We start from the raw sequence: 12062 nt of genomic DNA on the forward strand, positions 1-12062 counted from the left end.
TTTTTTTATGTGGCATCGGTCAGGCGCACTGCCAGTTGCTCTACCTCCGCCAGCCAGGCAGCCCGTTCCGCCGCCGTACTGGTCGCGATCACACCGAACAGGCGGCGTTCCATCCGTTCAATGCCGCAGAAGTCGAGTACGCAGTCGCGCCAGATTCGCTCCAGAGGGTCACCGAAGACATTCTTTTCACGATCCTGCGGCGTATTCCCGGTATTGAGAACCAAAGCCGCCCTGGTTTTCAACAGGCCGATAGGTTCATCCCCCATGTCATCGCCTTTGGCAAAGGTATAGGCGGCATTGGGCGCGAAAACGCGGTCGATCCAGCCCTTCATGATCGCCGGTGGCGCGCCCCAGCAATTGGGATGGATGACGCCCAGCAGGTCGCTGGCGCGCAATTCCTCGATATGCTGCTGGACCAGCGGGTCTTCGGTTGCCGCGCCACGCGCTTCCGCTGCGGTGAGACAGGGATCAAAGCCCTCTGCCGTCAGGTCATGCAGGGTGACATCGTAACCTGCCTTCTGCCAGACCTCCCGCACCTGTTCCGCCAGAGCGTGATTGAAACTGTCCGCAGCCGGATGCCCAATAATGATCTGCGCCCTCATGCTTCCCCCGATTGCAAAATGTTACAGGCGGCCCAAGGATGAGAATGATGCAGCTTTTTTACAAGAGAAAACCGGCGCGGGCTTTCCCACGCCGGTTACAGCAATCTCACAGTCCACCCTAGTCGATATCAACCACGAGCTTTCCCGACGCCGTCCTCTCTTCAACAGCCTTATGGGCGTCGATGACGGTCTCCAGTGTGAAGCGGCGCGGATCGAGATTCGGTGCCAGTTTACCGGCTTCCACCAGTTTTGCGGCCTCACGCATGATCTCGCCGTGATGTTCGCGCCCCTCCCCGCTCAACAGCGGCAACAGGGTAAAGACGCCGGAATAGGTTCCGCCCTTGAAAGAGAGCGGTGCCAGGGCGTGGGTTCCCCAACCGAGGCTCGTCACTACATGGCCGAACCGTTTCACCGCCTTAAAGGCATTGTCCAGATTCGGCCCGCCCAATGTGTCATAGACCACATCGAAGCCTTTGCCGTCGGTATAACGGGCTACATAATCCTCGACCGTCTCCACCGTATAGTCGATCGGCGTCGCGCCCAAACTACGGATATAGTCCGCTTTCGTGGCGCTATCGACGGCATAAACCTCTGCCCCGACCGCACGGGCGATCTGCACGGCAATATGGCCGACGCCACCGGCACCGCCAATCACCAGCACGCGCTGCCCGGCTTTCACGCCAACGCGATCCACCAGACCTTCCCAGGCGGTAATGGTCACCAGTGGCAGTGCGGCGGCTTCGCGCATGGAGAGGTTGGAAGGTTTCAAGGCCAACAGCCGCGCATCAACTGCGGCATATTCCGCAAGCGATCCCTGATGACCGCCGACACCACCTGTCATGCCATAGACTTCATCGCCGGTCCGAAAGCCGGTGACACCGGGGCCAACAGCCTCGACAACGCCAGCAAGATCAATTCCCAGGATCGCAGGCAGCGGATGGCGGGCGTGATCGGCCTGGCCGGCACGGATCTTGGTATCCAGCGGGTTCACCCCGCTTGCCTTGATACGCACCAGAACCTGCCCTTCCGCAGCAACCGGGCGGGCAATATTGTTGAGACTGAATTCGTCGCCATAGGTTTCAAGAACAAGAGCTTTCATACTGGTCATGGCTTGTTACTCCTTTAAATGCCGTTTCCAGTATATTTGTTCAGTTAAATTTGCATGAAAATCATATATACTGCACAATCATCATTCATATTTGCATGAGGCTTTCATGGAATGGAGCGACATACGGCTTTTTCTGGCAATCGCCCGGGAAGGAACTCTGGGTGGAGCAGCCAGGACTGTCGGCCTGACGCAACCGACAATGGGCCGTCGCCTGAGGACCCTTGAGGATGCCATCGGCCATAGGTTGTTCCAACGCACTGCCGACGGCTTTGTCCTGACCCACGAGGGACATATCATGCTGGGTCATGCGGAACGTATGGAAGACGAGGCACTCGCATTCCAGCGTGAATTGACAGGCGACGACGGCGGTTTGACCGGGTTGCTCAGAATTTCCTGCTCCGACTGGTTTGGCCTGCATATCCTTGCACCAATCCTTGCTGCCTTTGCCAGACAGCATCCCAATGTCGAGGTCGAAATCCTGACCGAGGCACGCCTGGCCGACCTGACACGCCGCGAAGCGGACCTTGTGTTTCGCATCACCCCCTTTACCGAACCGGATGTGGTATCGCGAAAACTGATGCATATTCCCTATGGGCTTTATGTCCCGGAAGCGGCAGGTGATCCCTCACCAGGAAACGGCAAGGGGTGGCACGTCATCACCATGGACGAGGCCTTTGGCAGCATGCCCGATGCGGTCTGGATGGCACAACGTTTCCCCGACGCCAGGATTGCCATGCGCAGCAACAACCGGGATGTGCAAGCCGCCCTATGTGCAGACGGTGTCGGTATGGCCGTGCTTCCGCGCCCACTGGGCGACAAAACGATGGGACTACGCCTAATCGAACTGGCCGATCCCCCACCCGGGCGGGATACCTGGTTAGGCTATCACCGTGACCTGAGACGCCTGGCGAGGCTACGCGCCTTCCTCGACCTCATTCTTGAAGCACCGCAAACGCGGCAGGTTTGACAGACGACGCAAAGGCTTCAGGAACCAAACAGGGCCTTTGTGTGACGGGGTGCTGGCGTGCCATAGTCCGGATTGGCGCGGCCGTGCCAGCATTTTCGACGCTTGGCATCGCAAGTAACACCGTCACTAAGCGTAAACAGAGAACTGTTGAAGCTGTCCCCCGCCTCCTTGATCATTGCCATGACACGATCCTGTGCGGTATGGCCCAGATACACCTCGGTCAGTCCAAGGGAAATGCCGTATCGGTCAAAACAGGCGTCTGCCAGTCCCTCACCCGGTTCGTCGCAAATTACACCTGCATGTGGGGAATAGGTTGTCGGTTCCGTCAAATAGACAGCCCCTTCCGGCAAATGCCGTGTCGCTTCCCCCGTACAACCCGCCAGAAGCACGGGAACCAAAGCAGTTAAATATATAAATCGGAAATATTTGGTCATTAGACAATCGAATCAGAAGGTTACTCTTCCGGGATTAAAGAAAATGACTGTGACCAGAAAAAGGCCGATCCATAGGACCGGCCTCAGACCGTTGACAAACCCCGTCGATATTCGGCGGGGTTTAGTTTTGGATGTTTGCCGGTTGTTTTTGAGGGAGAGTGATAAGTCCCCTTTCGATCAGATCGGGCTGGTTTCGGTTTTTGGGGCCATTGCGAGGGCGATTTTCTTGATGTTTTGGGCGGCGGCGGCGAGCAGGCATTGCGTTTTGACGGCGATGAGGCCGCGGAAGCGGGCGTATCGGTGTCCGAAGAGCTGCTTTGCGTCGGCAAAGGAGCGTTCTACAGTTTCCTTGCGTCTTTTATAGAGCCTTTTGCCCCAGTCGGTGAGACGGTGGGCGTCCGTGCGCTCCCGGGCGTCCTGCCAGACATGGCGGGTGACGGTTTTGGTGTGTTTGGCGCTGCCGGTGCAGGAGGCAAGCAGCGGGCAGGTGGCGCAGACCTTCGGGGCGCTTTTGTAATGGCGATAGCCGTTGCGGTCGGTGGTGGCATAATTCAGGAGCTGGCCCTGCGGACAGCGGTAACCGTCTAACTGCCGGTCACACCGAGGATATCCCTGTCTTCCAGCCCCTTGGCGATGCCCGCCGTGGCATAGCCTGCATCCAGCCCGACCGCCTGGACATCCAGGCCGAAGCGATCCCGCTGCCGGTCGAGCCGGTCCAGATAGGGGATACTGTCATGCACAGTGGCCGGGGTGGCGTGAGTATCGGTGATGATGCCATAACGCCCGTCCACCGTGCGGTGATCCAGATAAAAGAACCCCTTGGGCTTGCCTTCACGCACCATGTAACCGGCTTCCGGGTCGGTGCGGCTGACCTTGGTCTCCTTTTGCCCGGGCGCGCGTTCCTTCGCCTTCAGCGGCTTTTTGGCATGGGCCGCCCGATCCTCCTCAACCGCCAGGTCCAGCGCGTCCCAATAGTCGGCCCGGGACTTGGCGACCACTTGGCTGTCCCATTTGTTCTTGTTGGCATTGGCCTTCAGATGGGTGCTGTCGGTATAAAGCACCGTGCCGTCCACAAGACCCTTGGCAATCGCCTGTTCGACAATGTGATCGAAAATATCCTGCGCCACAGACACATCCCGGTAGCGGCGGCGGCGGTTCTGCGACAGTGTCGAGGCATCGAACACCTTGTCGGTGAGGCCCAAGCGCAGAAACCAGCGATAGGCCACATTCACCTCGATCTCCCGCACCAACTGCCGCTCCGAGCGGATGCCGAACAGGTAGCCGATGAACAGCGCCTTGAACAGCATCACCGGGGCAAGCGCCGGGCGGCCGTTATCCGCGCAATACAGACCGGCCACCCGGTCGTGGATAAACGAAAAGTCGATCACCGCATCGATCTTGCGAAGCAGGTGATCCGCAGGCACCAGACCCTCCAATGTCACCATCTCAAGTCGGCCCTGTTCAGGCTGGGGCTTCTTCAACATAAGACAATAGAATCACAAAGGCCCCGCTTGCGCGAGACCTTTGTCAGCAGTCTGAGGCCGATCCATAGGACCGGCCTCATTTTCTCTGCAGTGGCGTTTACAGGGGATCACGCCGCCTGCAGGATCTTGAACAATTCGTCTTTCAGTGCCAGGCGCTTTTTCTTTTCTTCCTCCAGGGTTTCGTCGGAGACGTTTTCCACCCCTTCTTCCATACGCAGGACAGACTTGTTCACGCGATGATATTCATCAAAAAGCCGAGCGAAATGGTTGTCCTTGGTTTTCAGTTCATGAATAAGGTCACGAAATTCCGGCAATTCGTGAACCAAGTCATGCGTTTCACTCAACATCAACGCTATCTCCTTCTAATACCCAAGTTATTTGGTCTGTCTGAAAGATAGCGCAGGGCGTTTCCCGTCGCTTTGTCCTGGATCAAGCATCGATTAAAAAGACGAGCCCGGCTGTGTGAGAAATTCCTCTTCCTCCTGCGTCGACTTCCGGCCCAGCACTTTGTTGCGATGGGGAAAACGCCCGAAACGGTCGATAATCACCTTATGCTGAATGGCATAATCCGTTGTCGTCTCGTCGCCATTGGCCGTGAACAGCTCTACAGCCTGCTCCTGATCCTTGACGTCCTCGCTATGCTCCAGCGGCAGATAAAGGAAATTGCGCTGGGCCGTCGTCAATTCCTGATCGAACCCATGGGCCAGGGCATGATGCAGGCAGGCGCGTGCCTGCGGGTCCGCCTCGAAAGCCTTTGGATTGTCCCGGAACATATTACGGCTGAACTGATCCAGCAGGATGATTTCGGCCAGGCATCCTTCTGCGGTCTCCCGCCAGTCACCGTGATTCCCCGCCACCAGCTCCTCATAGGTCTCAAGGAAGCGACTACGGATCAGGGCATCGAACTGATCATCTTTTTTAAACCATTGTTCCGGCGAACATTCCTCAAACCAGAAAGTGAGAATTTCGTGAATTTTCGTTTCCGACATGGCTGTCTCCCAAGGCTTTTTAACCCTGCCTATAATGACTGTAAAAAAACTTTATTGAAACCACTTGCCAGACCCCCAACCAGCGTTTATAAGGCGCGTCGTCGGCCAACGGAGTGTAGCTCAGCCTGGTAGAGCACTGTCTTCGGGAGGCAGGGGCCGCAGGTTCAAATCCTGCCACTCCGACCATTTATCCGACACAAAAGCGGCGTTTTCGACAGTGTTCGAAGCGCCGTTTTTCTTTGCGGCATCCAGTCGCGCGACAGCCTGTCACGCGGCAAGTAACCACATCCCATAATCAACTACTCCCAGTTTATCTTGTCATCAGTGATAACCGAGCGGAGGTCAGAATTATGGCCCAACAATCCCATACGGCAGTCAGGCTTGACCGTCACCATACACCCAAAAGCCCGAGTGACACTGTCGCCTATCGTTTCGTTAAACTGCTTCGTTTCTTCGCCGATACCTTCTTTGCCAAAAGATATGGCCACAGGGCCATTGTTCTGGAGACAGTCGCCGCCGTACCGGGCATGGTTGCCGCCTCGTTGATCCATCTGCGTTGTCTACGCCGAATGGAAAAGGACGACGGCTGGATCGCAACCCTGCTCGACGAAGCGGAAAACGAACGCATGCATCTGATGACCTTCATCGAGATCGCAAGGCCGTCCTGGCTGGAACGTGCGCTTATCCTCACGGTGCAGGGCATATTCTACAATCTGTTCTTCCTGACCTATCTGATCTCTGCAAAAACCGCACATCGGATTGTCGGTTATTTCGAGGAGGAGGCGGTTATCAGCTATACCCAATATCTGGCGGAAATAGACAGGGGCCGACACGACAATCTCCCCGCCCCCGATATCGCCATAGATTATTGGCAGTTGCCGCAAAACGCCCGCCTGCGGGATGTGGTTGAAGTCATCCGTGCGGATGAGGCCGGACACCGGGACGTGAATCACAACTTCGCCAACGAATTGGCCAGCCAGCAAAGGCAGCCAGCACATACGCCGTCGCATTAAAGGTCGCTAACCCAACGCTGCCCGGCGGCGTTCGCCCCTCTCCGGTCCGGAGAGGGGCGTTCAGATTAGGTCTGCGGCTTCTCTTCCTGCTGATGCATCAGGGCTTCCAGCTCCTCCACGGACAAGGCCTTTCCATATCGAAAACCCTGCAAGCGGTCACAGCGGTGTTTGACGAGAAAATCTTCCTGCTCTGCGGTTTCCACGCCTTCCGCTGTAACTTTTTTGCCCATGATCTGCGCCAGTGCGATAACCGCGTTAGCAACCGCCATATCGCTTGGATCGTCGGGAATATTCATCACGAAGGAACGGTCCACCTTCAGGGTGTCGACCGGAAGCTGTTTCAACCGGCTCAACGAAGAATATCCGGTACCGAAATCGTCGATGGCGACCTCGATGCCCAGGCCGCGTAACCGCGTCAGGACAGGCGTAATACTTTCAAGATTATCCATCGCCCAGCCTTCGGTTATCTCAATCTCGAGATATTCCGGCGGCAACCCCGACTCATCAAGGATATCAAGCAGGCTGTCGGCAAAGGTCATCTGTTCCAGTTGCACCCCGGCGACATTCACTGCGACACGCTGCAACTTGTATCCCTGTTCCAGCCAGCTTTTCATCTGTTTGCAAGCCTGCCGCAGCGCCCATTCGCCCAACAGAATGATCAGGTCCGTTTCCTCGGCCAACGGCACAAAGACCGACGGCGGTATAATCCCGAAATCCGGGTGCTCCCAACGTGCCAGCGCCTCGACCCCTGACAGCAAGCCGCTCTCAGCATCCACCTGCGGCTGATAATACTGCCTGAGCTGGCCTTCGCGCAGGGCGACCCGCAACGCGTTTTCCAGCTGGACCCGCTGCATGGCCTCATCGGTCATTTCCCCGGTGTAGAAGGCATACTGGTTCCGCCCCCGACGTTTGGCCTGATACATGGCTGCATCCGCATTCTGGATCAGGCCCCGTGCGTCTTCCGAATCCTTCGGCCAGAAGGCGATCCCGCAACTGGGTGTGATATGCAGTTCCCGACCGGAACATTTAAACGGCTGGTCAAAGGCGTTTATCAGGCGCGGTGCAATGCGCTGAACCACGGCAAGGTCTGTCGGGGTACTCAGGAGGATGACAAACTCATCCCCGCCAAGCCTGGCAACCGTATCCATATCGCGCACGGTCGCCTTCAGGCGATGTGCCGTGGCATCCAGCAGTTCATCGCCGACACTGTGCCCCAGGCTGTCGTTGATGTATTTGAAATGGTCCAGATCCAATACGATCAGGGCAAATTCGGCTTTTTCGCGCCGCGCCAACTGAATCTGCTGGTTCACGCGGTCAACCAACAGGTTCCGGTTCGGCAGACCCGTCAGCGGGTCGTGATTCGCCAGAAACTCGATCTCTTCCTGGGATTCCTTGATCTGGGTGATATCGGAAAAGACCGCCACATAGTTGGTGATGCGGCCAAGGTCGTCCTTGACGGCGTTGATGGTTTGCCATTCAGGAAAGACCTGACCGTTTTTACGCCGGTTCCAGATTTCGCCGCTCCAGCATCCCTCTTCCTGAAGGCATTGCCACATGTCCGCGTAAAAATGCTTGTCGTGACGCCCGGAGGTCAGAAAGCCCGGAGACTTCCCCCGGATTTCATCCAATTCATAGCCGGTAATCCGGGTAAAGGCATCATTGATACTAAGGACACGCGAATCCGCATCTGTCACCATGATGCCTTCACTTGTTGCATCAAAGACCGAGGCGGCAAGACGCAGGCGGCGCGCGGTGTTGTCATATTCAGTGATATCCTCGATGGCAAAGACCACTTCTTCGATCTCACCATCCTCCCTGCGCAAGGCACTGCCATTTACCTGCACAAGCCGCCGCTGCCCCCAGGGGGGCGTAATCGCCAGAACCGACCCATGCACCGGCAATCCCTTTTTGAGGGTTTTCGCAAAGGCCGTTTTATCCGGCGTCAGGGCATTACCGTCCCGATCCTCAAACCGCCACATGTCATCAAGGATGGAAAATCCAAGGATATCCTGCCGCCCGTCCCCCAGGGTCAACTTGGCCAAACGGTTGGCAAAGCAAATGCGCCCGTCCGCGTTGACCCGGATAAGGGCCGCTACACTCGTCTGGATAATACGCTGGTGAATTTTGCGCTCATGGTCCAGTTCCTGCCGGACCTGATGGCTTTGTGACAGATCGCGAATCACGACCTGGCAAGCATTCTGCCCCTGGAAATAAGCCGGTGCCGAGGTAACCGCCGCCGGGAAGCGCGTCCCATCGAGGCGCAGCAATTGTTCTTCGACTATCTCGGACACCTGCCGCCCATCTCCGGTTCTCGTAATACGCTCCCGAACCAGATCCAGATAGTCTTCGGCCACGAAGGAAAGCACGGACCGGCCAAATAAATCCGCTTCGTCTTTTGCCCCGAACAATTCCGCCGCCGCCGAATTCGCATGCACAACATTGCCGTCCACATGCAACAGAACAGCTTCGGGAAGGAAATCAATCAATCGCTGATAGGCATCGGCAACTTCGCGAAGGGCGCTTTCGCTGTCTTCCTCTGAAACGCTGTGGAGCCAGCCAACCCCCAAAGGCTTCCCCTCCTCTTCCGTCCTGCAGCCTCTAAACAAATCACACCATCCCACAAGGTTATTCTTTTGAGATTTCCATCTGGAACACCTCAATACATTTATGAGGCTTTCCTAAGCTTGCAGGCCAATTTGCAGCCATGACCTAAGTCAAATTTTCCAATTAACAATTTCAAGTATACCTAAATACCAATAAAACCAGCAAAGGTTTGTATCAGGATACCTTGCTCTGGAAGCGAGACTAAAAACGAGAGTGGAGTCGCCGATGAAAGACTGGCGATTTCGGACTGATATCCTTGGCCAGCACCATCAGTCTTTCAATCCTTTCGCCTATGTCCGGATGGCTTTGCAGCAGCGTGGGAAGGTCCCGGTCCTTCTCGACGCCAAACAGACGTTTGAACATGCTGCGGGAATGATGATCGATTTTCATCAGGGCTGTTACCAGGGCTTCAGGGTCCTCCATCAGCTCAACCGCTTTCATATCCGCAGCAAACTCCCGAAGGCGCGAAATGGCCCTCTGGCACAGGAAAGCAGCCATGGGGGCAAAAGCCAGCAGTACAAAAATCCACACAGGAATATGCACATCCGGCGACAGCCAGGAAGCGATAATACCGACCATGATCCCGAGCATGGAAACGGTGCCAACCGCCTGCCGCACCAGTTCGGTCACCAGGATCAGCTTGTTGTCGCCGTGAACGATATGCGCCACCTCATGGGCCATTACGGCAACCAGTTCTCGTTCGTTCAACAGCCTGAAACTGCCGCTGGATACGGCGATAGCCGCCTCCTCTGCGGCGCCGGTCGACAGGGCGTTCGGTGCCGGCACCTGGAGAAGATATAGGCTTGGCACTTTCACCAGTCCAGCCCGCCTGCACAGCCCCTCCAGGTCATCGTGCAGTTCAGGCAGTTCGCTGTATGGAATTTTGCGCCCGCGGTAAAACCGCATAACCAAATCAGGCGACAGACGAGGGGCAGCCAGAAAAATGAACAGCGAGGCAACTGCAATGGCCAGAATGGTCTGAGAGCCCCCGACGACCCAGCCACAGACCAGCAGGATGACAATAAGAGCAATGATCAGCAGAATCGTATAAGCAAATGCCCTGCTCTTGTATCCCTCCAGTTGCCGTTGCCTTTTCATCGCCCTGTTCCGTTCTTGCTAAGATGCTATATCACCGGACAGTATCGCGATCTTCGTCCCGCCCCTATGACCCAGAGCAAAGACTGCCGCCTTTCATCCGCCCCGCATCGCATCACAACGAATATGGGACCGGAACAGCAAAAAAAATAGGGCGCCCGAAGGCGCCCCACTCTAAAGTCTCAATGACCGGTACGATTATTCTTCCGTACCTTCGGCTTCTTCAGCCATATCCTGGGTCGGACCGGAATCCTGACCTTTGGCATCTTCATCACGGTCGACCAGTTCGATCACGGCCATCGGCGCGGCATCACCATAACGGAAGCCTGCTTTCAGGACGCGGGTGTAACCACCCGGACGATCGGTGTAACGCTCTGCCAGCGTGTCGAACAGCTTTGCAACCATGGCATCGTCGCGCAGAATGGCGAATGCTTGGCGACGACGGTGCAGACCACCCTTTTTGCCAAGGGTAATGATCTTGTCCATGACGCGCTTCAGTTCTTTAGCTTTCGGCAGGGTCGTTTTGATCTGCTCGTGCTTGATCAACGCGTTAGCCATGTTGGAGAACATAGCTTTACGATGAGATGCCGTACGGTTCAGTTTACGGCCCAGGTTACCATGACGCATGGCTTAGTCCTTTCTTCTTCAAAGTTATGCGCCGGTCGCTCAAGGCTACTGCCGGCGCTGGATTAAGCGTGAAGATTCGTCCTATTTAGAACGGCTCTTCCAGCTTTTTGGCCAACTCCTCGATATTCTCGGGCGGCCACTGCGGAATGTCCATGCCGAGGGACAGGCCCATCTGCGCGAGGACTTCCTTAATTTCGTTGAGCGATTTGCGGCCGAAGTTCGGCGTACGCAGCATTTCGCTTTCGGTCTTCAGAACCAGATCGCCGATGTAGACGATGTTGTCGTTCTTCAGGCAGTTCGCGGAACGGACGCTGAGTTCCAGCTCGTCCACCTTGCGAAGCAGGTTCTTGTTGAACGGCAGTTCGGAAGCCTTGCTTTCCTCTTCCTTAACTTCCGGCTCTTCGAAGTTGATGAAGACCTGAAGCTGATCCTGGAGGATACGGGCAGCCAGTGCCAGCGCATCATCCGGGGTAACAGCGCCGTTGGTTTCAATGCTCATGGACAGTTTGTCGTAGTCGGTCTGCTGACCGACACGGGTGTTGTCCACTTTGTAGGAAACCTTACGGACCGGGGAGAAGATGGAATCGACCGGGATCAGGCCGATCGGCGCATCTTCCGGACGGTTCTGGGCAGCCGGGACATAGCCTTTGCCGTTGTCGACGGTGAATTCGACATTCAGCTTCGCGCCTTTGTCCAGCGTGCAGAGCACGAGATCCGGGTTCATGACTTCGATGTCATGGCCGGTTTCGATCATGCCAGCAGTCGCCTCACAGGGGCCTTCGACGGACAGGCGCATTTTCTTCGGACCTTCACCGTGCATACGCAGGGCCAAAGCCTTCACGTTCAGCACGATGTCGGTGACGTCTTCGCGCACACCCGGGATGGAGGAGAATTCGTGCAGCACGCCGTCGATCTGAATCGCGGTAACCGCAGCCCCCTGCAGCGAGGACAACAGTACGCGACGCAGCGCGTTGCCCAGGGTCAGACCAAAACCACGCTCCAGCGGGTCGGCCACAGCGGTCGCAATCCGGCTGCCGTCGCCTTTCTGGGTGACGTTCAGCTTGGTCGGCTTAATCAGCGACTGCCAGTTCTTCTGCACCATCGCAGCATTTTCCGTCATAGAATCCTGCCTTTGTTCT

The 12062-nt window shown here is 56.4% G+C and carries 11 protein-coding genes, 1 tRNA gene and 1 pseudogene; 3 read left to right on the top strand and 10 right to left on the bottom strand.

The annotated features are described in order from the left end of the window. Nucleotides 1–5 precede the first annotated feature (5 nt). Both IF205_RS16040 and IF205_RS16045 read right to left on the bottom strand, forming a co-directional pair. On the bottom strand, nt 6–602 hold the full coding sequence (locus IF205_RS16040; protein ID WP_259780368.1) for an NAD(P)H-dependent oxidoreductase: 597 nt from the start codon (nt 600–602) through the stop codon (nt 6–8). Between the two features lie 118 nt (nt 603–720). Next, nucleotides 721–1710, bottom strand: coding sequence for a zinc-dependent alcohol dehydrogenase family protein (locus tag IF205_RS16045; RefSeq protein WP_259780369.1), 990 nt, complete (start codon nt 1708–1710; stop codon nt 721–723). Between the two features lie 106 nt (nt 1711–1816). Between IF205_RS16045 and IF205_RS16050 the strand changes: the two genes are divergently transcribed. Next, nucleotides 1817–2677 carry a LysR family transcriptional regulator gene (locus tag IF205_RS16050; RefSeq protein ID WP_259780370.1) on the top strand — a complete coding sequence of 287 codons (861 nt, stop codon included), beginning with the start codon at nt 1817–1819 and terminating at the stop codon, nt 2675–2677. Nucleotides 2678–2694: 17 nt separating this feature from the next. Here IF205_RS16050 and IF205_RS16055 read toward each other — a convergent pair whose 3' ends face one another. The 4 genes and pseudogenes from IF205_RS16055 to IF205_RS16070 all read right to left on the bottom strand — a co-directional run bounded on the left by IF205_RS16055 (nt 2695) and on the right by IF205_RS16070 (nt 5584). Further along, nucleotides 2695–3006: a YcgJ family protein gene (locus tag IF205_RS16055; RefSeq protein WP_259780371.1), complete on the bottom strand. Its 312-nt coding sequence runs from the start codon at nt 3004–3006 to the stop codon at nt 2695–2697. Between the two features lie 282 nt (nt 3007–3288). After that, nucleotides 3289–4595: pseudogene (locus tag IF205_RS16060) on the bottom strand (IS1182 family transposase). Nucleotides 4596–4702: 107 nt separating this feature from the next. Next, nucleotides 4703–4942 carry an HP1242/YdcH family protein gene (locus tag IF205_RS16065; protein WP_259780372.1) on the bottom strand — a complete coding sequence of 80 codons (240 nt, stop codon included), beginning with the start codon at nt 4940–4942 and terminating at the stop codon, nt 4703–4705. Nucleotides 4943–5035: 93 nt separating this feature from the next. Then, the gene (locus IF205_RS16070) at nt 5036–5584 is read right to left on the bottom strand and encodes a DUF924 family protein (protein ID WP_259780373.1); all 549 of its coding nucleotides are present in this window, start codon (nt 5582–5584) and stop codon (nt 5036–5038) included. A 109-nt stretch (nt 5585–5693) separates the two neighbouring features. Here IF205_RS16070 and IF205_RS16075 point away from each other — a divergent pair. Further along, nucleotides 5694–5770 (top strand) — tRNA-Pro (locus tag IF205_RS16075). A gap of 164 nt (nt 5771–5934) precedes the next feature. Beyond that, the gene (locus IF205_RS16080) at nt 5935–6597 is read left to right on the top strand and encodes an alternative oxidase (protein ID WP_259780374.1); all 663 of its coding nucleotides are present in this window, start codon (nt 5935–5937) and stop codon (nt 6595–6597) included. Between the two features lie 65 nt (nt 6598–6662). Here IF205_RS16080 and IF205_RS16085 read toward each other — a convergent pair whose 3' ends face one another. The 4 genes from IF205_RS16085 to IF205_RS16100 form a co-directional block, all read right to left on the bottom strand. Then, nucleotides 6663–9164 carry a sensor domain-containing protein gene (locus tag IF205_RS16085; RefSeq protein ID WP_259780375.1) on the bottom strand — a complete coding sequence of 834 codons (2502 nt, stop codon included), beginning with the start codon at nt 9162–9164 and terminating at the stop codon, nt 6663–6665. A 238-nt stretch (nt 9165–9402) separates the two neighbouring features. Next, entirely contained in the window at nt 9403–10299 is an 897-nt protein-coding gene (locus IF205_RS16090; RefSeq protein WP_259780376.1) for a zinc metalloprotease HtpX, read from the bottom strand. 195 nt (nt 10300–10494) lie between these two features. Beyond that, nucleotides 10495–10923, bottom strand: a complete 429-nt coding sequence (gene rplQ, locus IF205_RS16095) for a 50S ribosomal protein L17 (protein ID WP_259780377.1) — start codon at nt 10921–10923, stop codon at nt 10495–10497. Between the two features lie 85 nt (nt 10924–11008). Next, nucleotides 11009–12025, bottom strand: coding sequence for a DNA-directed RNA polymerase subunit alpha (locus IF205_RS16100; protein WP_259783301.1), 1017 nt, complete (start codon nt 12023–12025; stop codon nt 11009–11011). Between the last annotated feature and the right edge of the window lie 37 nt (nt 12026–12062).

The organism is Aestuariispira ectoiniformans (assembly GCF_025136295.1).
GTDB classification, from domain to species: Bacteria; Pseudomonadota; Alphaproteobacteria; order UBA8366; family Aestuariispiraceae; genus Aestuariispira_A; species Aestuariispira_A ectoiniformans.

What these genes read in the sequence shown, in the direction of transcription:
- IF205_RS16065 (WP_259780372.1), bottom strand. Translation starts at nt 4,942, where the DNA reads ATGTTGAGTGAAACGCATGACTTGGTTCACGAATTGCCGGAATTTCGT.
- IF205_RS16050 (WP_259780370.1), top strand. Translation starts at nt 1,817, where the DNA reads ATGGAATGGAGCGACATACGGCTTTTTCTGGCAATCGCCCGGGAAGGA.
- rplQ (WP_259780377.1), bottom strand. Translation starts at nt 10,923, where the DNA reads ATGCGTCATGGTAACCTGGGCCGTAAACTGAACCGTACGGCATCTCAT.
- IF205_RS16045 (WP_259780369.1), bottom strand. Translation starts at nt 1,710, where the DNA reads ATGACCAGTATGAAAGCTCTTGTTCTTGAAACCTATGGCGACGAATTC.
- IF205_RS16100 (WP_259783301.1), bottom strand. Translation starts at nt 12,025, where the DNA reads ATGGTGCAGAAGAACTGGCAGTCGCTGATTAAGCCGACCAAGCTGAAC.
- IF205_RS16070 (WP_259780373.1), bottom strand. Translation starts at nt 5,584, where the DNA reads ATGTCGGAAACGAAAATTCACGAAATTCTCACTTTCTGGTTTGAGGAA.
- IF205_RS16090 (WP_259780376.1), bottom strand. Translation starts at nt 10,299, where the DNA reads ATGAAAAGGCAACGGCAACTGGAGGGATACAAGAGCAGGGCATTTGCT.
- IF205_RS16040 (WP_259780368.1), bottom strand. Translation starts at nt 602, where the DNA reads ATGAGGGCGCAGATCATTATTGGGCATCCGGCTGCGGACAGTTTCAAT.
- IF205_RS16080 (WP_259780374.1), top strand. Translation starts at nt 5,935, where the DNA reads ATGGCCCAACAATCCCATACGGCAGTCAGGCTTGACCGTCACCATACA.